This is a genomic window from Sphingomonas sp. (genome assembly GCF_030145815.1).
In the GTDB taxonomy this organism is placed as follows: Bacteria; Pseudomonadota; Alphaproteobacteria; order Sphingomonadales; family Sphingomonadaceae; genus Sphingomonas.
In genome coordinates this window covers 80,335-104,601 of sequence record NZ_JAIXHL010000018.1, presented here as the reverse complement: position 1 = coordinate 104,601, position 24,267 = coordinate 80,335, and the positions used below count along the sequence as shown (strand labels likewise).

30 protein-coding genes, 1 tRNA gene and 1 pseudogene are annotated in these 24,267 nt (G+C 65.3%); 21 read left to right on the top strand and 11 right to left on the bottom strand.

All coding sequences use genetic code 11. The annotated features are described in order from the left end of the window. The 4 genes and pseudogenes from KYX69_RS16090 to KYX69_RS16075 all read left to right on the top strand — a co-directional run. Positions 1–279 (top strand): annotated as a pseudogene (locus tag KYX69_RS16090) (hypothetical protein); the annotation flags it as partial. Then, a complete protein-coding gene (gene ftsY, locus KYX69_RS16085) occupies positions 276–1,208 on the top strand; it encodes a signal recognition particle-docking protein FtsY (protein WP_300498954.1) in 933 nt (310 codons plus the stop codon). The pseudogene KYX69_RS16090 and the gene ftsY, both read left to right, overlap by 4 nt. A gap of 50 nt (positions 1,209–1,258) precedes the next feature. Beyond that, a complete protein-coding gene (locus KYX69_RS16080) occupies positions 1,259–1,888 on the top strand; it encodes a septation protein A (protein WP_300498952.1) in 630 nt (209 codons plus the stop codon). Between the two features lie 48 nt (positions 1,889–1,936). Further along, a complete protein-coding gene (locus KYX69_RS16075; RefSeq protein WP_300498951.1) occupies positions 1,937–2,335 on the top strand; it encodes a GxxExxY protein in 399 nt (132 codons plus the stop codon). 102 nt (positions 2,336–2,437) lie between these two features. Here the strand turns inward: KYX69_RS16075 and KYX69_RS16070 are convergent, their stop codons facing one another. Together KYX69_RS16070 and pspF are read right to left on the bottom strand one after the other, a co-directional pair. After that, positions 2,438–3,055, bottom strand: a complete 618-nt coding sequence (locus tag KYX69_RS16070; protein ID WP_300498950.1) for a superoxide dismutase — start codon at positions 3,053–3,055, stop codon at positions 2,438–2,440. 94 nt (positions 3,056–3,149) lie between these two features. Further along, entirely contained in the window at positions 3,150–4,184 is a 1,035-nt protein-coding gene (gene pspF / locus KYX69_RS16065; RefSeq protein ID WP_300498948.1) for a phage shock protein operon transcriptional activator, read from the bottom strand. Between pspF and KYX69_RS16060 the strand changes: the two genes are divergently transcribed. From KYX69_RS16060 to KYX69_RS16015, 10 genes are all read left to right on the top strand, one after another. Beyond that, positions 4,155–4,508 (top strand): hypothetical protein, encoded by a 354-nt coding sequence (locus KYX69_RS16060; protein ID WP_300498946.1) that lies wholly within the window; start codon positions 4,155–4,157, stop codon positions 4,506–4,508. The two genes, pspF and KYX69_RS16060, sit on opposite strands and share 30 nt — an antisense overlap. A gap of 67 nt (positions 4,509–4,575) precedes the next feature. After that, on the top strand, positions 4,576–5,244 hold the full coding sequence (gene pspA, locus KYX69_RS16055) for a phage shock protein PspA (RefSeq protein ID WP_300498945.1): 669 nt from the start codon (positions 4,576–4,578) through the stop codon (positions 5,242–5,244). Between the two features lie 3 nt (positions 5,245–5,247). Continuing rightward, positions 5,248–5,529 (top strand): envelope stress response membrane protein PspB, encoded by a 282-nt coding sequence (gene pspB / locus KYX69_RS16050; protein ID WP_300498944.1) that lies wholly within the window; start codon positions 5,248–5,250, stop codon positions 5,527–5,529. Position 5,530: 1 nt separating this feature from the next. After that, positions 5,531–5,908 (top strand): envelope stress response membrane protein PspC, encoded by a 378-nt coding sequence (gene pspC / locus KYX69_RS16045; protein WP_300498942.1) that lies wholly within the window; start codon positions 5,531–5,533, stop codon positions 5,906–5,908. 31 nt (positions 5,909–5,939) lie between these two features. Next, positions 5,940–6,239, top strand: a complete 300-nt coding sequence (locus tag KYX69_RS16040; RefSeq protein WP_300498940.1) for a hypothetical protein — start codon at positions 5,940–5,942, stop codon at positions 6,237–6,239. A gap of 67 nt (positions 6,240–6,306) precedes the next feature. Continuing rightward, complete coding sequence (locus tag KYX69_RS16035; RefSeq protein ID WP_156442930.1) at positions 6,307–6,564, top strand: hypothetical protein; 258 nt, start codon at positions 6,307–6,309, stop codon at positions 6,562–6,564. A gap of 11 nt (positions 6,565–6,575) precedes the next feature. Further along, a complete protein-coding gene (locus tag KYX69_RS16030; RefSeq protein WP_300498938.1) occupies positions 6,576–6,857 on the top strand; it encodes a hypothetical protein in 282 nt (93 codons plus the stop codon). Between the two features lie 30 nt (positions 6,858–6,887). Next, entirely contained in the window at positions 6,888–7,019 is a 132-nt protein-coding gene (locus tag KYX69_RS16025; protein WP_269450553.1) for a hypothetical protein, read from the top strand. Between the two features lie 43 nt (positions 7,020–7,062). Beyond that, positions 7,063–7,329 carry a hypothetical protein gene (locus KYX69_RS16020; protein ID WP_300498936.1) on the top strand — a complete coding sequence of 89 codons (267 nt, stop codon included), beginning with the start codon at positions 7,063–7,065 and terminating at the stop codon, positions 7,327–7,329. A 44-nt stretch (positions 7,330–7,373) separates the two neighbouring features. Beyond that, positions 7,374–7,619, top strand: a complete 246-nt coding sequence (locus tag KYX69_RS16015) for a hypothetical protein (protein ID WP_300498934.1) — start codon at positions 7,374–7,376, stop codon at positions 7,617–7,619. Between the two features lie 231 nt (positions 7,620–7,850). Here the strand turns inward: KYX69_RS16015 and KYX69_RS16010 are convergent, their stop codons facing one another. Beyond that, positions 7,851–8,717: an alpha/beta hydrolase gene (locus KYX69_RS16010; RefSeq protein WP_300498932.1), complete on the bottom strand. Its 867-nt coding sequence runs from the start codon at positions 8,715–8,717 to the stop codon at positions 7,851–7,853. A 95-nt stretch (positions 8,718–8,812) separates the two neighbouring features. Here KYX69_RS16010 and KYX69_RS16005 point away from each other — a divergent pair, with 95 nt between their 5' ends. Then, positions 8,813–9,220 carry a SufE family protein gene (locus KYX69_RS16005; protein WP_300498931.1) on the top strand — a complete coding sequence of 136 codons (408 nt, stop codon included), beginning with the start codon at positions 8,813–8,815 and terminating at the stop codon, positions 9,218–9,220. After that, positions 9,217–10,557 carry a PepSY domain-containing protein gene (locus KYX69_RS16000; protein ID WP_300498930.1) on the top strand — a complete coding sequence of 447 codons (1,341 nt, stop codon included), beginning with the start codon at positions 9,217–9,219 and terminating at the stop codon, positions 10,555–10,557. Before KYX69_RS16005 ends, KYX69_RS16000 begins: the two co-directional genes overlap by 4 nt. 106 nt (positions 10,558–10,663) lie before the next feature. Here KYX69_RS16000 and KYX69_RS15995 read toward each other — a convergent pair whose 3' ends face one another. The 5 genes from KYX69_RS15995 to KYX69_RS15975 form a co-directional block, all read right to left on the bottom strand. After that, positions 10,664–11,134, bottom strand: a complete 471-nt coding sequence (locus tag KYX69_RS15995) for a fasciclin domain-containing protein (protein ID WP_300498963.1) — start codon at positions 11,132–11,134, stop codon at positions 10,664–10,666. A gap of 170 nt (positions 11,135–11,304) precedes the next feature. Beyond that, on the bottom strand, positions 11,305–12,033 hold the full coding sequence (locus KYX69_RS15990) for an anti-sigma factor (protein ID WP_300498929.1): 729 nt from the start codon (positions 12,031–12,033) through the stop codon (positions 11,305–11,307). After that, entirely contained in the window at positions 12,026–12,598 is a 573-nt protein-coding gene (locus KYX69_RS15985; RefSeq protein WP_300498928.1) for a sigma-70 family RNA polymerase sigma factor, read from the bottom strand. The genes KYX69_RS15990 and KYX69_RS15985 overlap by 8 nt, the downstream gene beginning before the upstream one ends. Positions 12,599–12,643: 45 nt before the next feature. After that, complete coding sequence (locus KYX69_RS15980; protein WP_300498927.1) at positions 12,644–12,955, bottom strand: (2Fe-2S) ferredoxin domain-containing protein; 312 nt, start codon at positions 12,953–12,955, stop codon at positions 12,644–12,646. After that, positions 12,940–13,476 carry a J domain-containing protein gene (locus KYX69_RS15975; protein ID WP_300498925.1) on the bottom strand — a complete coding sequence of 179 codons (537 nt, stop codon included), beginning with the start codon at positions 13,474–13,476 and terminating at the stop codon, positions 12,940–12,942. Before KYX69_RS15975 ends, KYX69_RS15980 begins: the two co-directional genes overlap by 16 nt. 110 nt (positions 13,477–13,586) lie before the next feature. Between KYX69_RS15975 and KYX69_RS15970 the strand changes: the two genes are divergently transcribed. After that, positions 13,587–13,662 (top strand) — tRNA-Glu (locus tag KYX69_RS15970). Between the two features lie 278 nt (positions 13,663–13,940). Here the strand turns inward: KYX69_RS15970 and KYX69_RS15965 are convergent. Both KYX69_RS15965 and KYX69_RS15960 read right to left on the bottom strand, forming a co-directional pair. After that, positions 13,941–16,649 carry a hypothetical protein gene (locus KYX69_RS15965; RefSeq protein WP_300498924.1) on the bottom strand — a complete coding sequence of 903 codons (2,709 nt, stop codon included), beginning with the start codon at positions 16,647–16,649 and terminating at the stop codon, positions 13,941–13,943. Between the two features lie 69 nt (positions 16,650–16,718). Beyond that, a complete protein-coding gene (locus KYX69_RS15960) occupies positions 16,719–17,534 on the bottom strand; it encodes a PAN domain-containing protein (protein WP_300498922.1) in 816 nt (271 codons plus the stop codon). A 163-nt stretch (positions 17,535–17,697) separates the two neighbouring features. Between KYX69_RS15960 and KYX69_RS15955 the strand changes: the two genes are divergently transcribed. The 3 genes from KYX69_RS15955 to KYX69_RS15945 are packed head-to-tail and all read left to right on the top strand — an operon-like array spanning position 17,698 to position 19,220. Continuing rightward, positions 17,698–18,138, top strand: coding sequence for a hypothetical protein (locus KYX69_RS15955; protein WP_300498920.1), 441 nt, complete (start codon positions 17,698–17,700; stop codon positions 18,136–18,138). Between the two features lie 48 nt (positions 18,139–18,186). Next, positions 18,187–18,645 (top strand): hypothetical protein, encoded by a 459-nt coding sequence (locus KYX69_RS15950; protein ID WP_300498918.1) that lies wholly within the window; start codon positions 18,187–18,189, stop codon positions 18,643–18,645. After that, a complete protein-coding gene (locus KYX69_RS15945; RefSeq protein WP_300498917.1) occupies positions 18,642–19,220 on the top strand; it encodes an ECF-type sigma factor in 579 nt (192 codons plus the stop codon). The genes KYX69_RS15950 and KYX69_RS15945 overlap by 4 nt, the downstream gene beginning before the upstream one ends. On the opposite strand, the gene KYX69_RS15940 is transcribed toward KYX69_RS15945, so the two are convergent. Continuing rightward, on the bottom strand, positions 19,217–21,619 hold the full coding sequence (locus tag KYX69_RS15940) for a serine/threonine-protein kinase (protein ID WP_300498915.1): 2,403 nt from the start codon (positions 21,617–21,619) through the stop codon (positions 19,217–19,219). The two genes, KYX69_RS15945 and KYX69_RS15940, sit on opposite strands and share 4 nt — an antisense overlap. Positions 21,620–22,179: 560 nt before the next feature. On the opposite strand from KYX69_RS15940, the gene KYX69_RS15935 reads away from it, so the two are divergent. Further along, on the top strand, positions 22,180–24,267 hold the full coding sequence (locus tag KYX69_RS15935) for a TonB-dependent siderophore receptor (RefSeq protein ID WP_300498913.1): 2,088 nt from the start codon (positions 22,180–22,182) through the stop codon (positions 24,265–24,267).

Sequence of the window (24,267 nt, the reverse complement as noted above, 5' to 3'; positions counted from 1 at the left end):
GCGGCGCGGCGGGCGAACTGGCTGCGCGGGCTGGTCGGGACGACGCAGCTGGTGCTGGTCGAGCGTCCGGGCGACCGCGGCCATGCGAAGAATTTCGCGGAGGTGCAGATCGTCCCACCCCCGCTCGCCCTGAGCTTGTCGAAGGGCCGTTCTTCCTCTCTAGCGGTCGAAAAGCAGGACGGCGCTTCGACAAGCTCAGCGCGAACGGAGATAGGTAAGATCGTGGCGGTCAACATCGTGGACATACAAGACGGCAAACTGATCGGAGAGCGCGCATGAGCGGCCCCAGCTGGCGCGAGCGGTTGCTCGGCGGGTTCAAGAAGACGTCGGACCGGCTGGTCGGCAATCTTGCGGGCCTCGGCACCGGGCGCCTGGATGAGGCGACGCTTGACGAGATCGAGGAGGCGCTGATCGCGTCGGACCTTGGCCCGGCGACGGCGGCGCGGATTCGCGAGCGGCTGGCGGAGGAACAGGTCGAGCGCGGGATGGAGGAGTTGGGCATCCGGCTGGTCGTCGCCGACGAGATCGAGAAGGTGCTGACCAGGGTCGCCAAGCCGCTGATCACCGACAAGGCGCGGCCACAGGTGATGCTCGTGATCGGCGTCAACGGATCGGGCAAGACCACGACCATCGCCAAGCTCGCCGCGATCCTGAAGGATCAGGGGCTGAAGGTGATGGTCGCGGCGGGCGACACGTTCCGCGCGGCCGCGATCGGCCAGCTGCGTACCTGGGCCGAGCGGATCGGCGTGCCGATCGTCGCGGGGGCCGAGGGTGGCGATGCGGCAGGGGTCGCGCACGAGGCGCTGCGCCGCGCGACCGCCGAGGGGATCGACCTGCTGATCGTCGACACTGCGGGCCGCTTGCAGAACAAGCGTGAGCTGATGGATGAGCTGGCGAAGATTCGCCGCGTGCTCGGCAAGCTCGATCCCGATGCGCCGCACGACGTGCTGCTGGTGCTGGACGCGACCACGGGCCAGAATGCGCTCAACCAGATCGCGGTGTTTCAGGAAGTCGCCGGCGTCACCGGCATGGTGATGACCAAGCTGGACGGCACCGCGCGCGGCGGCGTGCTGGTCGCGGCGGCGGAGAAATACGGCCTGCCGATCCATGCCATCGGCGTTGGCGAGAAGGTCGACGACCTGCGCGGCTTCGACCCGCGCGAAGTGTCGCGGATCATCGCCGGGGTGGAGGCGTTGACCAAGGGGTGACCCGTTTCGCAGATGTTTCGACAAGCCCCGACCCGTTATAGAGTGCCCGCATGACCGAATCTGCCCCGACCAAACCCGCCCCCTCCCCTGGCCTGCGCATGCTGATCGATTTCGGTCCGCTGGCGGTGTTCTTTGCGGTGAACAGCTTCATGGGCGGGCCGCAGCTGACGCGGATGCTCGCGGCGACCGCGGCATTCATGGTCGCGATCTTCCTCGCCATGGGGCTGTCGCTGTGGAAGACCAAGCATATCTCGCCGATGCTGTGGATTTCCGGCCTGCTGGTACTGGTATTCGGCGGGCTGACGCTGTGGTTCCACGATGAGACCTTCATCAAGGTCAAGCCGACGCTGGTCTATGCGATGTTCGCAATCGTGCTGACCTATGGCCTCATCACCAAGAAGCCACTGCTGCAGATGCTGCTGGAGAGCGCGTATCCGGGGCTGACCGCGCGCGGGTGGCAGTTGCTGACGATCAACTGGGCCGTGTTCTTCGTCGCGATGGCGGTGCTGAACGAGATCGTCTGGCGCACGCAAAGCTGGGATTTCTGGGTCGCATTCAAGCTGTGGGGCGTGGTGCCGCTGACCCTGCTGTTCGCGATCGGGAACGTGCCGTTGCTGCTGCGCCATGGGCTGAAGACCGATGGCGAAATCGTCGATAAGGCGCTGCCGCCGGAGCAATGAAGAGTTTGACTCGCACAAAGACACAAAGCCACGAAAAGTGAATGGCGATTGAGCGAAGCTCTGGAACAGGTCGCGACCATTGCCGTGGATTGCGGCTATCGGCTCCATGACGATTTGGGTCCAGGCCTGCTGGAGAGCGTCTATGAAATCTGCCTCTTCGAGGCATTGCGCGAGCGCGGTCTATTCGTTGAGCGGCAGAAGGCAATCCCGATCACGTACAAAGGGGTCACCTTGTCAGAAGGGTTTCGCGCCGATTTGCTCGTCGAAAATTGTCTGCTGATCGAGCTCAAATCAACCGAGGCGCATGCCCCGGTCCACGCCAAGCAGGTCATCACCTATCTACGCCTGCTGAACCTGCCACTGGGCCTATTGATGAACTTCGGCGCCCCTACCTTCAAACAAGGCGTGCGTCGGCTCGCGAACAACTACTTCCGGCCAAACCCCTGACCGCTTCGTGCCTTTGTGTCTTTGTGCGAGACAAACTCTCTCAAAAAACAAAACGGGCCGGAGTTTCCCCCGGCCCGTCTCTGCAGTCGATGATCCGCTGGATCAGCCGGCCTGGTCCGCGCGGCTGACGCCTTGGCCGTCGAGGTTGGCGGCGACGAAATCCCAGTCGATGATCTTGGTGATCGCTTCGAGATAGCCCGGACGCGCGTTGCGGTAGTCGATGTAATAGGCGTGTTCCCACACGTCGATCGTCAGCAGCGGCTTGTAGTCATAGACCACCGGCGTGTCGGCGTCGTGGAGCGAGGTCACCTTGATCTCGTCGCCGTCGAGCACGAGCCAGCCCCAACCGTTCGAGAAGTGCGCGGTGGACTCGGCGATGAGCTGCTTGACCAGCTCTTCCTTCGAGCCGAACTTGGCTTCGATCAGCTCGGCGAGCTTGCCGGTCGGCTCCTTGGCTTCCGGGGTCAGGCCGAACCAGTAGAATGTATGGTTCCAGATCTGCGCGCTGTTGTTGAACAGGCCCTTGTCGCCGGTTTCCTTGGCGTGCTTGATCACCTCGACCAGCGACTTGCCTTCAAGCCCCTTGTCCGCGACGAACCCGTTGGTTTTGTCGACATAGGCCTTGTGATGCTTGCCATAGTGGAATTCGAGCGTCTCGGCCGAGATCGTCGGCGCGAGCGCGTCCTTGGCATAGGGGAGCGTGGGAAGTTCGAACGCCATGGGTTACCCTCCGTTTTGTTGTTCGCGCCCGCCTAACGCATGAAGCCCGTCATTGCCGCACAAATTTTTCTGCGGACGGGATCGAGTGGGGCGATCAGCCGCCGGCGTTGAGCAGGTCGTGGCGCTTGAGCGCGTGGCGGAGCTGGTCGTAGCTGAGGCCCAATGCCTCCGCCGTCGCGCGCTGGTTGAAGCGGTTTTCCGAGAGCGCGCGGCTGAGCAGTTCGCGTTCGAAGCGGTTGACGCGGCTCTTGAAGTCGCCGGACAGATCCTCTTCACCGCGCGGCAGCGGGCCGGGTTCTTCGGTGGTCAGCTGCACCGGGGCGGCGTTGCCGGGGATGCCGTGCGGCATCGGGCGCGGGCGATGGGGCGAGGCGAAGGGGTCGATCTGGATCGCGTCCACCGGACCGGAGCGGTCCCAACGGTACACCGCGCGCTCGACCACGTTGCGCAGTTCGCGCACATTGCCGGGCCAGTCGTGCGTGGTCAGCGCGTCGAGTGCGGTCGGGCCGAAGCCCTCCCAGTCGCGGCCCAGCTCCGCCGCCATGCGCCGTCCGAAAAACTCGCCAAGGACCAGTACATCCCCCGCGCGGGCGCGGAGCGGCGGCAGCGTCACCACCTCGAAGCTCAGCCGGTCGAGCAAGTCGGCGCGGAACGTGCCCTTCTCGACGCGGTGCGGCAGATCCTCATTGGTCGCAGCGACGATGCGCACATCGACGCGCATCGGACGGGATGAGCCGATCCGCGTGATTTCACCATATTCGACCGCGCGCAGCAGTCGGTCCTGCGCCGCCATGCTGAGCGTGCCGAGTTCGTCGAGGAACAACGTGCCGCCATCGGCTTCCTCGAACCGGCCGGGACGCCCCTTGGTCGCGCCGGTAAACGCGCCGGCCTCATGCCCGAACAACTCAGCCTCGATCAGCGTCTCGGGCAAAGCCGCGCAGTTCATCACGACGAGCGGTTGATCCCAGCGCGGGGACAGGCGGTGGAGGCGTTCGGCGACCAGCTCCTTGCCGGTCCCGCGCTCCCCGATCACCAGCACCGGGCGGTCGAGCGCGGCCGCGCGTGAGGCGAGTTCGAGCGCGTCGAGAAAGGCGCCCGATTGGCCGACGACATGGGTTGTGCGCTCCATGCCGAACTCTTGGGATATTTTCCCAAGTTTTGGCAAGTGCGAAGTTTCTCCCACATCGCCCTTTGGTCAGAAAATGGCGGAAATCTGGGGCAAAATGAATTTGGCACGCCCCGTGCAGAGTGTCTGGCATGCCGCGAAGGGCGGCAGCGAAACGAAGAAATCGAGGGACGGAAAACAATGTACAAGGGCAACAACAGCTTTCGCACGACGCTGGCGGCGCTGGTCTGCACCCTGGTCGTAAGCACCACCAGCCTGGCAACCGTGGTCGGCCCCGCCGTCACGGCGACCAACGGGGGCGCAGTTTCCACCCGAGCCATCGCGTAAGCGATCCCGCCGGGCGGGTACCCCCTAGCCCGCCCGGCGGCACGAGTTTCCAAGGAGCTAAATTCAGATGGGCATTTTCTCTCGCACCCGCGACATCATCGCCGCCAACTTCACCGACCTGCTCGACAAGGCGGAAGACCCGGCGAAGATGATCCGCATGATCATCCTCGAAATGGAGGAGACGCTGGTCGAGGTCCGCGCCAGCGCGGCCCGCACCATCGCCGACCAGAAGGAAATGCGCCGCCACATCGCCAAGCTGGAGAACCTCCAGATGAGCTGGACCGAAAAGGCCGAGCTGGCGCTGAGCAAGGACCGCGAGGACCTGGCCAAGGCTGCACTGGTCGAGCGCCAGAAGGCGTATGACATGTGCGATCAGCTGAATGCGGAGATCGCGGTGCTCGACGATGCGCTGCGCGCGTCGGAAGAGGACATCGCCAAGCTGCAGACCAAGCTGCGCGACGCACGTGCCCGCCAGAATGCGATCATGACCCGCCTGGAAAGCGCCAACAACCGCGTCAAGCTGCGCGAGATGACCCACGGGTCGAAGGTCAGCGACGCGTTCAGCCGGTTCGACCTGCTCGAGCGCCGCGTCGACTTTGCCGAGGGCCGCGCCGATGCGCTGGCACTGGGCGCGCCGAAGAAGACGCTGGAGGAGGAAATCGCCGAGCTCCAGTCGGCCGAGAAGGTCGATGCCGAGCTGGCCGCGCTCAAGGCGCGCCTGAACAAGGGGAATTAAGCCATGGAAGAAATCCTGGTCCCGATCGGCGTCGTCGGCATGCTCTTCATCGGCATGCCCTGGGTCATCCTCCACTATGTCACCAAGTGGAAGCAGGCCAAGACGCTGACCGGCGAGGACGAGAATCTGCTGGACGAGCTGCACTATACGGCGCGTCGCCTGGAGGATCGCCTGCACACGATCGAGCGGATCATCGCCGCCGACAATCCCGAGTTCCGCCTGCGCGGCAATGACACGCCGCCGGCCCGCGAACTCCCCGACTATGAACGCGCACGGAGGAACTGAGATGTCTGTCAGCCGCACGCAACTGTATCGCGACAAGGTCAACGGCAAATGGCTCGGGATCTGTGAAGGTCTGGGCGAATATACCGGGGTCGACCCGCTGTGGATCCGCCTGGGCTTTCTGGTCCTGACCTTCGCCACCTTCCCGCTGATGCTGTTCGTTTACATCGGCCTCGCCATGGTCGTGTCGCAGAAGCCCATGGGCCTCTATGAGACCAAGGAGGACGCAAAGTTCTGGCAGGGCGTGCGGGCCAACCCGCGCCGCTCGACCCAGGAAGTTCGCTCCAAGCTGCGCGACATCGATCGCCGCATGGCCGACATCGAAACATTCTACACGAGCCGCAACACGCAGCTCGCCGACGAGATCGAGCGCCTGCGCTAAGCGCGCGCCGATCTGAACAGGGAGACTAGATATGAACTGGGGTGGACCGGGCTTCGTCATCGCCATCATCGCGATCACGACCTTTGGCTGGCTCGCTTCGACCTGGATCCGCGCCAAGCACGGATACCCGATCGAGAATGAATGGATGGGAATGACCGCCAAGGAAGACCCCCAGGCGGATCGCAAGATCGAGCTGCTGACGAACGAGAATGCGCGGCTGACCGGGCAGATCAGCCGGCTGGAGGAGCGGATCGCGGTGCTCGAACGCATCGCCACCGACCCCGCCGAGCGGACCGCCCGCGAAATCGACGCTCTGCGCTTGAAGGATTGAGACAATGGACAAGCTGTCCTTTTTCACCGCACTGGCCCCCACGATCGCGATCGTCGGTGTGGCCGGGATGATCGGGTGGATGTTCACCACCTGGCTGCGCATCAAGAATGGCTACCCGCTCGACGGGGCCTGGGGCCAGGCGGTGTATCCGCAGAAGAATGAAGAGATGATCGAGCGGATCAAGCTGATCAGCCAGGAAAACGCCCAGCTTCGTGCCGAACTGGGTTCGGTCAAGGACCGGCTGGCGAATGTCGAGCGGATCGTGACCGACAGCAGCCACGCACTCGATCGCGAGATCGAAGCGCTGCGGCTGGGCAAGAACTAAAGGACCGGACGATGGGCGACAAACAGAGCTTCGTGATCACCCTGGTCTTCATCGTAGTGGCGATCCCAGTGATCGTCGGTGTTGGCAGCGACATGTTTAAGCGCTGGCTGAAGCACAAGGAAAAGATGGCTGAAGCGCTCAGCGCCCAGACCGCCGAAAAGGCCGCGCAATATGCGGCGCATACCGAGCGGCTGGAGCAGCGGGTGCGGGTGCTGGAGCGGATCGTCACCGACAAGGGTGTGGATCTGGCCGACGAGATTGAACGGCTGCGCGACGACCGGCCGGTGAACTGAACCAACGCATTTTGTAAGGGAGTATCTACCATGTTGATCGGAGTTTTCGCGGTGCTCGGCGTCATTGGCGCGATCGGCGTCGCGATGGCCGAAAAGCGGGACCGCCCCGTCCGTCGCGCCGAGCGACTGGCGCGCGAAGCGGCGGCTCAGCCGGCCGAGTAAGCCCGAACGGGCTGGCACACGAACAAACGAACAGGAGGCAGGTATGGATTGGGCGTTCATGGTGGTGGCGATCGTGGCGATCGTAACCATCGGCAACATCGTCCGCGCCAAAATGGGCATCCAGAAGGATGGCCGCGGCAACGACTATGTCGCCCATGATCCCGCGGCGAGCGCCGAAGCCCGCCGCCTGGAGCAGGAAGTGCGCACGCTGAAGGACCGCATCGCGGTGCTGGAGCGCGTGATCACCGACAATCATTCGAGCGTGAGCCTCGACCGCGAGATCGAGAAGCTGCGCGACGGCAGAAACTGAATTTTGGCGCAACTGAATTCCGGCAGAGACCGGAGGAGGATGTGATGACCGACCCCAATTTCTACATGGTCATGGCGCTGGCGACCCTTGCGGGGCTGGGCATGGTGACCGGAGCGGGCCTGGCCGGATGGCGCGGCTGGCTGGCGCTGAAGCGGCAGGAGCTGTCGCTGGTGCATCAGGGTGAGACCGCCCACGCCGAACCGACCAACGCCGGCGCGCGGATCGAGATCGCGGACCTCAAGGAACGCATCCGCAAGCTTGAGGCGATCGCCGCGGGCGTGGACCTCTAACCAACCCCCGGAGCAGCGGCGGAACGGTTGGGAGGCCACCGCCACTGCACCACGGGAGCGGCAGCTGCAGACGCCGCTCCCACCTCTGCCCCGCCTTGGCGCAGGACGACAACAGAGCGCCCCGCTTCGTGCTTCGACAAGCTCAGCACCAACGGGGGGAGGCTTTCCAAACCGCCGTTTGCCCTGAGCTTGTCGAAGGGCCGGCCGGAAACCTCAGTCACCGAAAACCGTTCAGTCAATCACGCGGTGACGCTTCAGGAAGGTCACCGCATCGGCCATCAGCCGGTCCTGCACCTCGGGACCGAATTTCCCATGCACCCCGCCGGGCACAATGTGCAGCTCGGTCGGCACTTTCGCCCGGTCGAGCGCGGCTTTCAGCGCGGTCGAGGCGGCGAGCGGGACGACCGGATCGGCATCGCCATGGACGATGAACACCGGCGGCTGGCCCGGCTTCATGCGGGTGATCGGCGACATGCGGGCGGCCATTGCGGCGCCCGCCGCCCCCTGCCCCACCCAATTGCCGATCGAAGGGCTATTCCACGCGCCGAACGATTGCGGGCGCAGGTCGGTCGGGCCGTAGAAATCGATCACGGCGGCGGCCTGAGGCGCAGGTCCGCACTCCGCCGGGTCGAGCCCCTCATTTTTGTCGATGCTCGCCGCCATCAGCGCGAGATGTGCGCCCGCCGATGTACCCATCAGCACGATCCGCTTCGAGTCCAGCCCTTCGCGCTCCGCCGCGCGCGCGATCCAGCCCATGACGCAGCGCACATCCTCGACCGCTGCGGGCGCACGGGCCTGCCCCGCCAGGCGATATTGCATGCTGACCACCGCGAACCCCGCGTCGACAAAGCGGCGATAGCCGCTCCAGCCCTTGGGCCGCTCGCCGCGCGCCCAGGCCCCGCCATGGATCACGACCAGCACCGGCGCGCGCTTGTCCGTTGCGGAGCTCGGACGGTGGAGGTCGAGGTGCAGCGGACCCGTCTCTGTGGTGCGATAGACGATGTCGCGCTGGCTCATCACGACGGGCTGTGACTGTTGCGCGGGCGCAGACGTCGCCAGAACCGTCGCCGCCAGTCCCAGCCCGATCAATCTCAGCATCCACGCGCTCCTCTAGCCGAAGCCTAGCCTACGGCCCACACTTCCCTGCGCGCAAGACCGGTGACGCGGGCGCGTGGTCCCGCTAAGGGCGCGGCATGACCAGCCTGTCCGACCTGACCGACGAATATGAGTTCCTCGACGCCGACGACCGCTACCGGTTGCTGATCGACCTGGGCAAGGCGCTGGAGCCGATGCCCGACGCGCTCAAGACCGACGCGACATTGGTGCGCGGCTGTTCGGCGGCGGTGTGGGTCTATCCAACGGTTCGCGACGACGGGACGCTGCATTTCCTGGCGGACAGCAATGCCGCGATCACCAAGGGGATCATCGCGCTCGTCCTGCTCACCGTGCAGGATCGCGCGCCGGCCGACATTCTGGCGACCGATATCGAAGGCGCGCTCGCCCCGTTCGACCTCCGCAACCAGCTCAGCTCCAACCGGACGCAGGGCATCCCGAACATGATCGCTCTGATCCGAGCAACGGCGGAACGCTACGGGGCATGAGCGCCGAGGGGGGCAAGCTCTACCGCGCGATCTGGCGCTGGCATTTTTATGCCGGGTTGTTCGTGGTGCCGTTCATCCTGTTGCTGGCGCTGACCGGGGCGATCTATCTGTTCAAGCCGCAGCTGGATGCGTGGCAGGAGCGCGAGTGGCGCGGGCTGCCGGTTGCCGGAGCAGTGACGCCCGATGCGCAGTTGAAAGCGGCGCTGGCGGCGGTGCCGGGGGCAAGCTTTCACAGCTACCGGCTGCCCGCAGCTTCGGGTGACGCCGCCGTCATCCATGTCGGGCTGGCTGACGGGGGCATGCGCGACATCGCGGTGTCGCCGCAGGGCAAGGTGATCGCGATCGACGATCCCGAGGCGCGGATCGCCGCGACCGTCTCCCGCATCCATGGCTCGCTGCTGCTTGGTCAGTGGGGCGGGCTTCTCGTCGAGATTGCGGCGAGCTGGGCGATCCTGCTGATCCTGTCGGGCCTGTATCTGTGGTGGCCACGCGGGCGCGGGCTGGCGGGCGTGCTGTGGCCCCGACTGGGCGCGCGTGGGCGGATCGTGTGGCGCGATCTGCATGCGGTGACGGGCTTCTGGGTATCGGGGCTGGCGCTCGTGCTGCTCGTGTCCGGCCTGCCTTGGACCGATGGCTGGGCGACGGCATTTCGCGCAGTGCGGGCCGAGCTGGGGCTGGTGCAAGGGCCGCAGCAATGGAAGGGCGGCGTCGACCTGCATGCCGAGCACGACCATGACGCGATGCTGCGTGCGGCGGCGAGCGGGAAGGCCGTGCCGATGGGCATGACGCTGACCGACATGGTGGCGCGGGCGCAGGCTGAAGGCGTTCCCGCTCCCGCAATTCTCTCCCCGCCCGGCGCACCCGCGCAGTTCGGGCCGCCCAATGGGAACATCTGGAAGCTGACCAGCGCGACACAGAACCGCCCGATCGCGCGCACCGTCCAGTTCGATCCGATGACCGGCGACGTGACGGCGCGCAGCGGCTTTGCCGACAAGCATCCGATCGACCGCGCGATTGGCTATGGCATCGCCTGGCATGAAGGGCAGTTGTTCGGGTGGATCAACCAGCTGATCGGCGTGCTGACGGCGGTTGCGCTGATGCTGCTGGCGGTGAGCGGCGTCGTCATGTGGTGGCGGCGACGGCCCGACGGATCGCTCGGCGCGCCGCCGCGTCCTGCCGATGCAAAGCTGCGCGGCGTTGCCGCAATCACGCTTGTCATGGCGGCGCTGCTGCCGATGCTGGCGCTGTCGCTGATCGTGGTGTTCGTGTTCGACCGGCTGATCCTGCCGCGCTTTCCGCGCGCTGCACGCTGGCTCAACCGTACCCGCCCGGCCTGAGAGACAGTGGCCGGGCGGGCGGTAGTCCCGCCGGTGGTTAAAGAGGGAAACAACACCGGCGGGGTGCCGCGCGGGACCGGGTAAAACCCGCGCGACGGGGGTCGGTTCAGGGCATCAGGACGGTGTCGACGACGTGGATCACGCCGTTCTTCTGTGCGACATCGGCGATAGTGATGTTCGACGTGCCGCCCTTGGCATCGGTGACAATCCAGCCATTGCCGCGCTTCGACAGCGTGATCTTCTCACCCTGAACCGTGGTCAGCTCCAGCTTGCCGCCATTCGCCTTCGCCTTGGCGGCGATGTCGGCGGCCATCATCTTGCCGGGGACGACGTGATAGGTCAGCACGGCGGTCAGCGTGCCCTTGTTCTCCGGCTTCAGCAGCGTGTCGACGGTGCCGGCGGGAAGCTTGGCGAAGGCGGCGTTGGTGGGCGCGAACACGGTGAACGGTCCGGGCGACTTGAGCGTATCGACCAGGCCGGCGGCCTTCACCGCCGCGACCAGTGTCGTGTGATCCTTCGAATTGACGGCGTTGTCGACGATATCCTTAGTCGGATACATCGCGGCGCCACCGACCATCTTGGTCTGACCGGCGACGGCGACCGAACCGGTGGCCAGGGCAGCACCGGCGAGCGCCAGTGCGAAATGCGAGGTACGAAACTTCATACATCCTCCTGCTTTCATGGCAGTGCCCGGACCCCATGGGACCGGGTTGCGCAGGAGATACGGGCGCGGATGCGCGCCGGATGTCAGATGCCGAAAATTTTTCCTGCAGCGACGCGCGGGCCGGTCGGCGCGGGATGCGGCGCGGTCGCGCGCGGCTCCATCGTGATCGCCAGCGTCGCGCCGTCATGCATCATCGCGCGGTGCCCTTCCGCGACGACCAGCTGCGTATCACCCGCCGGCCGGATGACGCCGAGCGAGCGCGGAATGCCATCCTCGGGGATGATCCACAGCTCCGGCACGCGCGGGTCGTCACCCATATCCTGCGCCACCAGCCGCAGCTGCGCGGTCGCCGGATCGTAGCGCGCGGCAACGAACGGCCCCTCCCCCTCGCCACGCAGCTGCGCGACGATGGCGGGCTGCGCCGCGACCTGGGTCGGCGCGGGAGCGACGGGCTCGGAGCGGGGGATAACGAGCATCACGGCGAGCGCGGCGGCGACCGCTCCGGCGGCGGCGGTGCCGAACTGCCAGCGGCGCAGCTGGCGACGCGGCACCAGATCGACGACCGGCGCGGGCGCGACGCCGTCGATCGCGCGCTCGATCCGGCTCCACAATGCATCCGGCGGCGTTTCGTCAGGCACGTCGAGCGCCATGCCCGCCAGCCGCTCGCGCCACGCCTCGACCTCTTCAGCGAACGCCGTGTCTGTCAGCAGGCGGCGGTTGGCGGCAGCGAGCGCATCGCCCTCCAGCACGCCCAGCGCGAGCTCGGCCGCAAGCAGTTCGCGCTCGTCGGGAAGGTCCATCGGGTCAACCATCGCCCAGGCACGCCTTCAACTGCAACAGGCCGCGGCGAATCCACGTCTTCATCGTGCCGAGCGGAACCCGGTCACGCTTCGCCAGCTCGGCGTAGGTCAGACCGCCGAAAAAAGCCGCGCGGATCGCCGAAGACGCGCGCGCCTCCAGCGCGTCGAGACAGGCGCGCATGCGACCCTGCTCCTGCGCATCCTCGATCATCGCATCGGCAGCGGGGCGGTCGTCAGCAACCATCGCCGCCGCGTCGATCGGCGCAGCGGCAGCGGCCGGTCGCGCGCGCAACCGGTCAATCGCGCTGTTGCGGGCGATGGCGGCAAGCCAGGTGATCGGGCTGGCGCGCTCAGGGTCGAAGCGCCCCGCCCGCTGCCACACCTTCACATAGACTTCCTGCACCACGTCCTCTGCTTCCTCCCGGTTCCCGCAGATACGCAGGCAAATGCCGAAAAGCTTCGCGCTGGTCAGATTATAGACTTCTGCCAGCGCAGCACGATCGCCCTTACCCACCGAAATGAGGGCGTCGGCCAACCGCTTGCGCGCGAGACTTGCGGAGGGCGATGACGGCGTCACGGCGCGAACCCTAACGCACCCGGCGTCGTGCGCAAGCGGCCGTGATCAGCCAAGGCCAAGTTCATCGGCCACGGCGTCGAGATCGGCGCCCGTCGGCACCAGCAGCCATTCGCGGCTCGCCGCACCATTGACCATGGTCACTGCGCCGCGCGGGCAGACGCCGAGGCATTTGACGTCGACGATCCCCGCCGCCGCCTTGCGCCCCTTCTTCAGATGGAGATGCTTGCGCAGCGCCTTGCCCAGCGGAGCCTTGCCCTTCGGCCCGAACCCGCCGTCAAGTTTCTTCGAGCATTTGGCGCAGACGAGGACGGCGTTTGCCCAGTTCGACCGGACCCGCGTCTTCAATCCGGCCGCCATTGCCGCCGCTCTTCAGCGGTGCGCAGCACTTCATAGGCCGCCTGAATCGCGTGAAAGCGCTTAGCGGCTTCGGCATCGCCGGGACGAATGTCAGGGTGGTTCGACTTGGCCAGCCGCCGCCACGCGGTGCGCACATCCTCAAAGCTTGCATCCGGCTCCAGCTCGAGCACGTCGAGCGCGCGCATTTCGTCGCGTGAGCGGGTGCCGTCACCGGGGCCAGCCCAGGCATTATGTTTGCTTTCCGCATAGCCATTCGCAGTGCGCCGCTCATCGGCCTCGCACTTGGCGGCCTCTTCGGCGGTCAGCCCCTCGAAATAATTCCAGTTGCGATTGTATTCGCCCGCATGTTCCTCGCAGAAATACCAGCGTTCCGGGCTGTTGGGCGATTTGGGCGCGGGGCGATCGCCGGGCTTGTCGCATCCCTCACGGTCGCACAGACGCACCTTCACCGCTTCCCGCTCGGCACCATAAGCTCGCCAGCGGGGAAAGCCCCAGTCCATCGATCGTGAAGAACGCGCCATTACTGGCCAGATAGGACGCGATTGTGACGAACGCCACCCCGCCCGGTGTTTTCCCCATGCGGGTTGACGCCCCGCCCGCCCCCCGATAAAGGCCCCGCTTCCGCGCACACGGCCCCTTCGTCTAGCGGTCTAGGACGTCGCCCTCTCACGGCGAAAACACGGGTTCGAGTCCCGTAGGGGTCACCATCGTCAAGCAAAAAATGGCGGAATTGCGCCATTTCGAACGATCTGGTGAAAGCGGCTCCCAATTTTTGTCCCGCGCTTTTTCTTAGCTCTCGTGGCATCCATTGAAATGCCCGAGGATCTCCTTGCGATTGCTCCCGGGAATGGAGCCTGAAAATCGAAGGCTGTTCAACCGCTGGGCCGGTAGCCGCCCGACAGCTTTGATTACACCTGGATCGGAAAGCGGACACTGTGTTAGATAAAGACAACGCTAAAGTGCCGTAACCACCCGCCTTGCCTCATCAAGGAATAGCACCCGTAACCTTCCACAGGCAGATCAGTCGCTTGGTCCCCTCCCAGTCGGCGAGATAGGCTTCGCGCATCGTGCGCAGCAGCGACGGGTTTTCGCGCGCGAGATCGCCGTGCAGATGCCGCAACGCCCTGTCGAGGTCGAGCCGTGTGACGTCCTTCGCGCATGCTTCGATCGCCGCATCGTCCGGCGCGCCGGCAATGCGGCTGCTGGCCGGCGACGATCCGCCGCTCGCTGACCCGCCGCCATTTCCGGCACTGCCGCCCGCGGTGCCGGGCTGATCGCGCCCCTCCGCCGCCTCGCGGTGCATCTTGCCCAGTGCCTCGACCATCAGGTCCCCCGACATGCCGGCCATCGACATCTTGTGGAAGAAATCGGTCGGTACCATCGCGGCCGGATCGATCGGCATGACATCGGGCTTGGCCTCGTCATGCGCGATGCCGATGCTGAACGCGCCGCTGACGACGCCGCCAAACTCCCGCTCTGAATCGCGCAAGCTCTTGCTGAAATCGGCGCGATAAGTGCCGATGAACGCGCCCTCGGTCGCTGAGATGATCTGGATCTGGACCGCATCGGTTTCCATGCTGACCTGACCGTCCAGTCCGCTGATCCGGAGCGGCGGATAACGCGGTTCGAACCAGGTTGCGGTTGCCCGTGCCCCGCTGACGGGGCCGCGGTGCCCGGCCTCAATGCGCGGAAAGGTCAGCTTGATAATCAGGCCTGAAAGCGTCGAAGGCGTGGCCGCCTGTTGCAGCATGACCATCATCTCCGCGGGAGAGACCTTCTTTTCGGTCGCGTCGGTCAGCCGCTCTTCTTCCATCCCAAGGCTGCCGGCCAGCGTTCCGGCCGCGAACTGTGCCTTGGCGATCCGTTCGTCCTGGTTGATCGATATCTCGATCTCTTCGGTGCCGCGCGCGGTGGAAAGGGTCGGCGTCTTCTTGCCCATCGGCGGTGCGTTAGAGCGTGGCGGACGGACCTCCTGTCCCTTCTCGTTGACGCGGGTGGTCGGCGCATAGAAGAGTTGCCCCATCGCGCTGCCGATCTCGAGCGCAACCGTGACGCGGATCGAAACCGGTCGCGTCTTCGCAGCTTTCGGCGCGCAGTTGATGAAGGTCAGAATGGACTCGCCATTCACCGCCGATCGCATCAACGGTCGCGCATCGACCATCATCCAGCGCCGCGTTCGACCAGAGCCGCCCGTTGTCGGCTGCGACTGAATATGCGGCAGGCACTGGCCGCGCACCCCAACATGGATATTGTCGATCGCGTCCGGGCCACCGTTGATCGCGGTAACGCTGATTGTCACGCGCGGATAGACTTCGGGGCTCGTGATCAGATAGGGCAGCTTGAACCGGATCGCGCGCGCAGCCAGCGGGCGCAGGTTGCGGATGCTGTGGTCGATATCCTGTTGCTCGCCGATCTCAAGCAGCGGCGCGCCCTCGAGGAACATCGCATCGAGCCACTTGGGGTGCGCCAGATTGCCGGCGCGGCTTTTGATCACCTGGTCGGGCCATTCGACCCAATGCGCGATGAACGCGGGGAAGGCGCGATAGAGGCCCGCTGCCTTGTAGGCGTCATGATGCTTGCGGATGAAGCGGTCGAGTAACGCGATCCCCGGGTCCATATCGGGGTTTCCCTTGGCCTCATCGATGTCACGCTGTTCCAGTTGCAGACGCTTCAGGCGATGGACCAGACGATAGTCGTCCACGATCGCCTTGCCGCCTTCCGAACTGTTGTCGCGCGCAGCCCTTTCATGGAACAGAAAACGCCAGAAGCTCTGCGTGAAATAGGTTGCGTTGCTGCGCCAGAATGCAGCGATGGTATCGGCACTGTCCGGGGGCACCGCGGCGGGTTCCGCCTTTTTACAGGTGGCCGGACTCGCGCGCGTCCACACCGGGCGCGTCGCAGGTGGCGGACGAAGCTGCGTTTCGCCATAGGGCAGCGCGAGCGGCACGTCATAGGGCCGCATCCCGATCTGCTTGCCATGCTCGCGCGCGCCAGCCTTCAGTTCGCTCAGCGGATTGTAGCCCAGTTTCGCGAGTGCAGCCTGGGCCAGCGCGTCGGTCAGCCCCTCGCCCCACCATCCGCCGATATGGTCGCCATCATTAGTGCGCATGGCGCCGTCGACGGCGTGGAATATTTCATGCGCCAGTGGAATCCGGTCACCCCAAGGGTGGTTGCAATACGGATTTCGGAAGTCTGATGCGCTGTATCCCAAATGGGAACCCTCCGGCACGAACGGCGCGACGTACGGAGCCAGCAGGGTCGCGACATCATCCTTACCAAAGCCATATGCGCCTGAGGCGGTACCCAGCTCCTCGACAAAGAAAACCTGAAACCGGTCGTTGATGACCGGCAGGTTCGGAGCGTCGAACTTGCGCGCGATGCAGAAGTCCAGCGCCGCCTCGATCGCGCTCAATGCTCTCTGCGTTTCCGAAGCGGTGAGCGGCTTGGCAGGTCTTGCGCGTTCGGCCTTGTTCAAGAACATATCGATATAGTCGACGATCTCGACGCGTGGTTTGGGCCGGCGCATCGCCCGATCGCGCGCGGCGCGGTCCCAGGTCATGCCCCGCAACGCGCGCAGCCGAGCCGCGCGCACGACTTCGGAATCCGGGCTGAGCTGTGCGAACACGGGTCCGCCAGCACCGGAGCCGACCACGATCAGACCGCCCAGGATCGACCGGCGCGAGAGATTGCCCACAATAATCTTCCTCGTCTTCAGCGGTGCGATTGCCGATTGCGTCCCGTCAGGCGCAATCGGCAGTGCGGGTCAGAAAATCCGCTCGATCGCCTTGCCGATGCCTTCCTCGACCTTGTCGCCGACCTTGCGCTCGGCGGCGTCGCCAGCGCGTTGGCCCAGCCGCCCCATGACCCGGCTGATCGCCGCATCGCCGCGCGCATTCCCTGCCGACGGCGCACCCTTGACGCCCGAGATGCAGCATTCGCTGCTCGATGCCTCAGGAACTGCGTCCTTCAGGAAGCACTCGCCATGCGGCTGGCGGCCGGGCGCGACCCAGGTGAACGCCTTGCACTGCCGGTCACCGTCGCACGCTGCCTTGCACTGTTCCCAGCCATTGCCCGGCTCACGATAGACGATCTCGCGATAGTCGTTCCCAAACAGGTCCACATTGCGCATCGGTTGCCAGGCCGGGGCCGCAGGTTTCGACATTGGCGCGGTAACTGTCGCGGTCTTGGGCGCTGCGGCGCTGCTCACTGCGGCAGCAGCCGACGGACCGAGATAGCGCACTGAGCTGACCGATCCCCCATGTTCGCCCAGCGACGCAACCTCGCCATCGATTTCGCGGCAATCCGTCTTGTACCCGGCGTCCATGCACACCTGCCAGCGCCCTTCGGTCCGGATCGAATAGGCATAGTCGTTGGCCGTGCCATCGAACCCTTCGGGTGCGGTCACCGTCTGCAGGTTCGGCGTGTCGGCGGTGATCTTGACTGGCGTTCCCTTGAGCGCCTCATCGTTGAACAGCGTGATGCTTCGCGGCGGCGCATCGCTCCCGGCAAAGGCTCCTGCGACCACCGGCATGGTCAGCATCGCGGCCAGCGTGGCTCCGAACGTCAGTTTACGCAGCATATCGATCCCTTTCGACAAACCGGCGACGCAAGCGACGCGCGCCTCGATGGAAAGAACAGGAGCGCGGGGCGAAAGCGGACATCCCGCCGCGAAAAAGAATCTTCGTCCCGAATGTCCGGATCTGACTGCGGCTGCTGTTCTGGTTCTGCGAAGGGAGACGATGATGCGAAATCGGATTTGGCTGAGCGGCGCGATGGCGACTGTACTTGCGGGGTGTGGCGGAACGGTCGCACCCGATGGAGGCAGCAACGTCGTAGCACCATCCCCGAGCACCACCACGCCCGCCCCGGGCACCACGACCAAAACGGTGCCCGCCAGCCGGACGGAAGTGGAACAGGCATGGCGGTGCCGCGGGCTGATGAGCGCCGCCTTTGCCGCAAAGACCATTCTGAAGGACGACATGCCAGCCGAACTGGCCGAGGTCGGTGCCGGGGCTGTAACCTTTTGGACCAATCGCGCGGGAACGCTGCGTGCTCCCGATATGTCCGACGCCGAGCTGGATGCGCTGACCGCGCAATCGGTCCGGGTGCTGGCGACACGGGCGGCGACCGAACGGGCGTCGCCCGACATCCGCGCCTGCCTCGACGCGCAGAAATCACTCTAATTCTAAGCCTGGAAACCCGTTGCTTCCTGACCGACCTGGAGACACGACATGCGCAATGCGATCCTCCTCCTCCCGCTCTTGCTCGCCGCCGCATGTGGCGGTGGGATCGAAAAGCAGGTCCGCGATCCTGACACGGGCGAAACGACGACGGTACGCGCCGGCTCCGGGATCAAGGCGCCCGACAATCTCCCCGCCTACGCCCCCATCTATCGTGGCGCGACAATCGAAACGTCTGTCACGAGCGGCCCGGGCAAGGGACTGATCTCCTTTTCTGTCACCGAAGACCCGCAGACGATCATCGACTTTTACCGCCAGCACGGCACCGATGCCGGACTGACCGTGGTGACCGAAGGCGCGGTCAGCGGCGCACGCATGCTCGCGATGGGCATCGACGGAACCAGTGACGCGGCGATGCAGGTGACCGTGACCTCGGATGACACGCAAGCGGGCCTAGCCCGCGTGTCCCTCGTCTATGTCGCGCCTGGTGGGAGTGCCTCAGGGGGGTGACAGCCCGGCCACGGGCGCGCATCATCGCGCCGATGGAGGACGAATCGCTCGCCGATGGAAGCCAGCTGACCGACACGCTCTATCCGCAACTCAAGCGGATCGCGCGCGATCTGCGCTGGCGTTATGATGCGGGCGAGACTATGCGTTCGACCGCGCTGGTCAACGAATGTTTCCTGAAATTGCGGTCGAGCGCAGGCTTTGCCGATGAGCGACATTTCCTGCGCACGGCAGCGCGGGGCATGCGCCAGATCCTGGTCAACCACGCCGAAGCCCGTTCTGCCGCAAAGCGCGGCGGCGGTACCGCAGCCGAGGCGTTCGACGACGATTTGCCCGGCATCTATTGGGAAAGCGACGAGCGGCTCGTCGCGCTCGATGCCGCGCTGGCCCGGCTCAGCGACTATGCGCCGCGGCTGGCCGAGATTGTCGAGTTGCGCTTTTTCGGGGGCTATTCGGAACGCGAGATTGCGATGCTGCTGGACTGCAACGAGCGCACTGTGCGCCGGGACTGGGTCAAGGCGAAGGCATTACTGTTGCTCGATCTCGACGGGAACGACGCGCTGGCCACTGCGCCCTAAAGCGCCTTGCGCACATCCGCCGCTGCCGTTGCAAGCCGGGCCCCCGCAGGGCCGAGCGCCGGCACGATCGCATCGACCTGATCGAGCGACGCGCGCGCGCCGGCGCGGTCCCCGTTCGCGCGTTGAGCCTTGGCCTGCGCGATCAGGGACATTGCACGCGCGGGTGGTGGCGCTTTGCCCAGCCCGGAGGCAGCGACCGCGCGCCGGGCAGTTGCCAGCGCCTCGCTGGTCAGCCCCTTGGCCAGTTGTGCGTCGGCGAGCCCCGACAGCGCCGCGACCTGATGCATCGACCCCGCACCCGCAAACCGCTCCGCCATCGCCGCGGCCTCGGTCAGCGCGGCAAGGGCCGCATCGACCTGTCCCAGGATGAGCAGCACCTTGCCGTGATTGTTCAGCACCGCCGCGGTCCCACCGGACGCGCCGAACAGCTTGCGGCGCACCCGTACTGCCTGAGCGAACAGTGGCTCCGCCGCCTGCGGCCGTCCCGACAGCATCTCGATTGCGGCCAGATTGTTCGCGGTGTTGAGCGCATCGGGCGTTTCGGTCAGCCCGGTTGCGCGCCAGATTGCGTCGGCCGCGCGAAAGGCGGCGCCCGCACCTTCCAGATCGCCCGCCGTCTGCAGCGCGACACCCAGATTGTTCTGGAAGACCCCCGCCTGGCGATTGCGCGGGCCGTGCATGGCGTCATGCTCCATCATCGCCGCCTTGAGCAGCGCAACTGCCGCAGCCGGGTCGCTGGTGCGCAATATCTGCGCCTCGACCAGTCGGCTGTCGATCAGGCGCGCGCGCCACTTCGCCGGATCGCGCCCCCAATAGGCTTGCGCCTGGCCAAGCAGCGGGCGCGCGCCATCGACCTCGCCAAGGCGGATCATCGCCTGTGCCAGGTCGTAGCGGGCTGCGGCCAGCGTATCGCGAGGGATGTTGCGCCCCCCGCCCACCAGCGGACCGAGCGCCGCCTTCGCCGCAGCATAGTCGCCAAGATAGAAATGAAGTTCGCCCAATGCATGCAACACGCGGGCGGATTCGGCGGGATCCCGCGCGAACTCGGCGGCGATGCGGTCGGTTGCGCGCTGGAGAACGTCACGGGAAGTCGCGTCGATCCCGGCAGTCTCGACACTTTCTGCCAGCACCAGATACAGCGACTGGCGCACGGCTTCGCTGCGCGCCTCCTCGGCCAGAGCGGCGTCGCGCGCAGCCACGGCCTCACGCCGCTGCACTTCGGTCGCTACCAGCCCTCCGGCCAAAACCGCCACGATCGCCAGAGACGCGGCGATCGGCCAACGGGCGCGCCAGATCGCCCGGCGCAGTCGATATGCGCGGTCCCCTGACCGCGCCGCGACCACCCGCCCGTCAAGCGCCCGGCGCAAATCGTCGGCCAGCGCCTCCAGCGTCGGATAACGCGCGGCCGGCTCCTTGCGCAACGCGCGGGCGACGATCGCGTCGAGATCGGCGACTAGCGCGGAAGGCGCCTGCACCAGCACGGGGCATTGCCCGCGCCGCGCCGTAAGCCGCACCGGCTCAACCTCCAGCACACGCCCGACGCCCAGCGCGACCGGCACGCCGGCCAGATCGATCGGTGGCTGGCCGCATGCCAGTTCATATAGCAGCGCCGCCACCCCATAGACATCGACCGGTGGCCCCGGCGGCGCGCCGGTGAGCAACTCTGGTGCGGCATAGGGAGCGGACAGCGGTGCTATCGCCTCGGTCTGGGCCGACAGGTCGAGACGCTTGGCTATTCCGAAATCGATCACCCGCACGCGCCCGTCGGCGTCGACAAGCACGTTTGCCGGCTTGAGATCGCGGTGCAGCACCAGCATCCGATGCGCGGCCGCAACCGCATCGATCACGTCAAGGGCTAGCCGCATCCGCCCCTCCAGCGGCACCGCGCGCTCGGTGCACCAGCAATCGATCGGCACGCCGTCGATCCGCTCCATAACCATCCAGGGATAGCCGTCCTGATCGATGCCACCGTCGAGCAGTCGGGCAATTCCGGGGTGATCGAGTTCGGCCAACAGCTGGCGCTCGGCGGCAAATCGCGCCGTATCAACATGATCGCCGGAACGCATCTGCTTGAGCGCGCCGCTCTGTTCAAACCCGCCATCGACGCGAACCACCGCATGGACGACGCCCATGCCGCCGCGCCCCAATTCGCCGACAATGCGCCAAGCACCGAACCGCGCGCACTCTGCTGGTGGTGTCACATCGTCTACAGTTGGCGCGGTGCCTTCAAGGAATCCGTTGCTGCGGTCGACCGCCTCGATCACGCGGCGCGCAGTGGCAAGGGTCTCGGGGTCGTCGGCAAAGACATTCGACAGGAACGGGTCACGCGCCTCGGGCGGAAGCTCCAGAGCTTTGTCGACAACGGTATCCAGACGCGCCCATTCACTGCCCCCAACCATTTCCCAAACCCCGCATGCATGATGTTCGGCAAATCAATACTGGGTAAAATTACCAGAAGCGCATGTCACCAACAACGGCAGCAGCGAAGGCGCTCCTTTCGAGCTCCGCAGTTCGGACCCAGCGCGCGCAACCGTTTAACTGCCCTCAGGAAATGACCGCTTCCGCGTTCGCGCTGGCCCATATTGCATGTCTGGAATTGGGGCGCTGAGCTGTCGTACGTCCTCGGCCAGTCCGCTGTGCTCTCGGCGGACCTGCAGCGCCTCAGACGTTGAAATCTCTATCAAATTTTGCTGACCCGACGGCACCTTTTACCGGGCGACGGCGCAATTTTTCTCGTTTCTACATCCCCATGCGCTCCGACGCTGAGCATCCCTGTGTTTGAAATTCGCTGAAGCCCACCGCCTCACGCAGGCCTTCAAGTTCCGTCGCCCACGCATAGCAACAAGAATCCGCTTGTCGGCCACTGGTCGGGGCGTTAGCGCAACGATATACCATATCACGTCTCGGTTCGGGGGTTTTGATGATTTCGAAGTCGTTGCGCGCAAGTTTTGCGCTGGGTTTGCCATTCCTTGCACTGCCTGCCCAAGCGGATGATCAGACTGATGATCGTCGCCAGCGTGAGATTGTCGTCACCGGCATTGCCGAGGACGACGGCTATACTCCGCAGCAGGCGGCGGTTGCCGGGAAGAGTCCCGCGCCCCTCCTCGAAATTCCCCAGTCGGTCAGCGTCGTCACGCGTAAGCAGATTGAAGATCGCAACCTGTTCACCATCGGCGAAGCGGTCCAGACCGTAGCGGGCGTCACCGTGATGCCGTTCGACGGCACCAACCCCGACTATCGCGCGCGCGGCTTCGTGCTCGACTATGCCTATGATGGCGTTCCCTCGACCTTTTCTTCGGGCGTGCCTGAGTTCGATCTGGTCATCTATGAGCGGGTCGAGGTGCAGCGCGGCCCGACCGGGCTGTTTCGCGGATCGGGTTCGCCCGGCGGGACGATCAACCTAGTCCGCAAGCGCGGACAGGACCGCTTCAGCGTGTCGGGCGCGTTGTCGGGCGGGTCTTGGAACAATTATCGCGGCGAGTTCGACATTGGCGGACCGGTCGATGCAGAGGGGCGGCTGCGTGTCCGCGCGGTCGCTGCGCTGCATGATCGCGACTTCTTCCAGGCAAAGTCGCACACCCGCAAGCTGACCTCCTATGTCGCGGCGGACTTTGATCTTACCCCCACCACGACGCTTGGCGCGTCGATCAGCTATCAGGATACCAAGGCCGACACGCCGATGAACGGCCAGCCGGCCTTCACCAACCAGCAATTCCTGAACTTCGCGCGCGAATTCCAGCACCTTCCTAGCTGGAACCAGTTCACCGAAACCACGACCGAATATGCCGGTGAGGTGAAGCAGCAGCTCGGCAACTGGTCGTTCGTCGTCCGTGCCCTGCATCGCGATATCCCGCGTGCATGGGAAGATGCCTTCATCCGCCCCGGCACCGGTGTGGATCCGGTCACGCTGACTGCGGAATATGTGAACCGCCGCAGCCGTGGCGTGAACGGCAAAACTGCTGTCGATGCCTATGCCACCGGCCCGTTCACGCTGTTCGGGCGCGAGCACGAGTTGGCGATCGGCTACAGCTTCGACAAGCGAACCACGTCCTTTCTCAATCGCACACAGACATCGGTGGGTCGCTATTCGATCTACAATGCTGACGCCATTCCGCTGCCGTCAGGTGCATTCACCAGCGGCAGCGCGACCGACCTGCGCCAGAGCGGCTTCCATGCCCAGCTTCGCCTGCGTCCGTTCGAAGGGTTTACGCTGGTCGCGGGTGGCCGCCTGAGCGATTATACAAGCCGGAGCCGTGGCATCGCGCCGTCGACTGTTACGGACTGGGTGGTGGATCAGCGCAACCGCGTGCGCGGCAAATTCATCCCGTCGGTCGGCGCGGTCTATTATCTGACCGACAGCGTGACGATCTACGGAAGCTATTCGGACATCTTCAATCCGCAGACCCAGCTGCGCTTCGTCGGCGCAGGGCTGCCCGGCGAGCCGCTCGATCCGCGTGTCGGCTATCAATATGAAGCCGGGCTGAAAGGTCGATTCCTCGATGGCAAGCTCAACGCGAGCGCCGCAGCTTTCCGCACGAAGGACAAGAACCGTGCGGTAACCGATCTGATCAACGCCGGTTTCTCGCTGCAGGCCGGTGTCGTCAAGGTCGAGGGGTTCGAGTTCGAGGTGACCGGCTCGCCGGTGTCAGGGCTCGACCTGACCGCAAGCTACACCAATGTGAAGACCGAATATGAGGTCGGCAATGCCGGTCAGGCGGGCACGGCATTCGACATCTTCACGCCGCGCCATCAGTACAAATTCTACGCGCGCTACGAACCGGCCACGCTGGGCGGCGCGTTCGCCTCGGCAAGCGTCAATGGCCAGAGCGGCGTCGTGGGCGGTGGCGTGGCCGGGGTGCGCGAACAGGATGCGTTCGCCGTCGTCGGAGCCCAGCTCGGGTGGCGCTTCAACGACAATCTGCGCGCGTTCATGTCGGTCAACAATCTGCTCGACAAGACCTATTATCAGCGCGTCGGATCGATCAACACATACAACTTCTACGGGGAACCGCGTAACGTCCTGCTGACCCTCCGCGCGAGCTACTGA

Bases quoted from the DNA above. Each gene is read 5' to 3' on its own strand.
- KYX69_RS16015 (WP_300498934.1), top strand. From the start codon at position 7,374: ATGACCGACCCCAATTTCTACATGGTCATGGCGCTGGCGACCCTTGCG.
- KYX69_RS16020 (WP_300498936.1), top strand. From the start codon at position 7,063: ATGGATTGGGCGTTCATGGTGGTGGCGATCGTGGCGATCGTAACCATC.
- KYX69_RS16070 (WP_300498950.1), bottom strand. From the start codon at position 3,055: ATGGCGTTCGAACTTCCCACGCTCCCCTATGCCAAGGACGCGCTCGCG.
- KYX69_RS15940 (WP_300498915.1), bottom strand. From the start codon at position 21,619: ATGGTTGGGGGCAGTGAATGGGCGCGTCTGGATACCGTTGTCGACAAA.
- pspC (WP_300498942.1), top strand. From the start codon at position 5,531: ATGTCTGTCAGCCGCACGCAACTGTATCGCGACAAGGTCAACGGCAAA.
- pspB (WP_300498944.1), top strand. From the start codon at position 5,248: ATGGAAGAAATCCTGGTCCCGATCGGCGTCGTCGGCATGCTCTTCATC.
- KYX69_RS15975 (WP_300498925.1), bottom strand. From the start codon at position 13,476: ATGGCGCGTTCTTCACGATCGATGGACTGGGGCTTTCCCCGCTGGCGA.
- KYX69_RS15960 (WP_300498922.1), bottom strand. From the start codon at position 17,534: ATGCTGCGTAAACTGACGTTCGGAGCCACGCTGGCCGCGATGCTGACC.
- KYX69_RS15955 (WP_300498920.1), top strand. From the start codon at position 17,698: ATGCGAAATCGGATTTGGCTGAGCGGCGCGATGGCGACTGTACTTGCG.
- KYX69_RS16010 (WP_300498932.1), bottom strand. From the start codon at position 8,717: ATGCTGAGATTGATCGGGCTGGGACTGGCGGCGACGGTTCTGGCGACG.
- KYX69_RS15980 (WP_300498927.1), bottom strand. From the start codon at position 12,955: ATGGCGGCCGGATTGAAGACGCGGGTCCGGTCGAACTGGGCAAACGCC.
- KYX69_RS16005 (WP_300498931.1), top strand. From the start codon at position 8,813: ATGACCAGCCTGTCCGACCTGACCGACGAATATGAGTTCCTCGACGCC.
- KYX69_RS16080 (WP_300498952.1), top strand. From the start codon at position 1,259: ATGACCGAATCTGCCCCGACCAAACCCGCCCCCTCCCCTGGCCTGCGC.
- KYX69_RS16040 (WP_300498940.1), top strand. From the start codon at position 5,940: ATGAACTGGGGTGGACCGGGCTTCGTCATCGCCATCATCGCGATCACG.
- KYX69_RS16025 (WP_269450553.1), top strand. From the start codon at position 6,888: ATGTTGATCGGAGTTTTCGCGGTGCTCGGCGTCATTGGCGCGATCGGC.
- KYX69_RS15995 (WP_300498963.1), bottom strand. From the start codon at position 11,134: ATGGTCGGTGGCGCCGCGATGTATCCGACTAAGGATATCGTCGACAAC.
- pspF (WP_300498948.1), bottom strand. From the start codon at position 4,184: ATGGAGCGCACAACCCATGTCGTCGGCCAATCGGGCGCCTTTCTCGAC.
- ftsY (WP_300498954.1), top strand. From the start codon at position 276: ATGAGCGGCCCCAGCTGGCGCGAGCGGTTGCTCGGCGGGTTCAAGAAG.
- KYX69_RS16030 (WP_300498938.1), top strand. From the start codon at position 6,576: ATGGGCGACAAACAGAGCTTCGTGATCACCCTGGTCTTCATCGTAGTG.
- KYX69_RS16000 (WP_300498930.1), top strand. From the start codon at position 9,217: ATGAGCGCCGAGGGGGGCAAGCTCTACCGCGCGATCTGGCGCTGGCAT.
- pspA (WP_300498945.1), top strand. From the start codon at position 4,576: ATGGGCATTTTCTCTCGCACCCGCGACATCATCGCCGCCAACTTCACC.
- KYX69_RS15950 (WP_300498918.1), top strand. From the start codon at position 18,187: ATGCGCAATGCGATCCTCCTCCTCCCGCTCTTGCTCGCCGCCGCATGT.
- KYX69_RS15990 (WP_300498929.1), bottom strand. From the start codon at position 12,033: ATGGTTGACCCGATGGACCTTCCCGACGAGCGCGAACTGCTTGCGGCC.
- KYX69_RS16035 (WP_156442930.1), top strand. From the start codon at position 6,307: ATGATCGGGTGGATGTTCACCACCTGGCTGCGCATCAAGAATGGCTAC.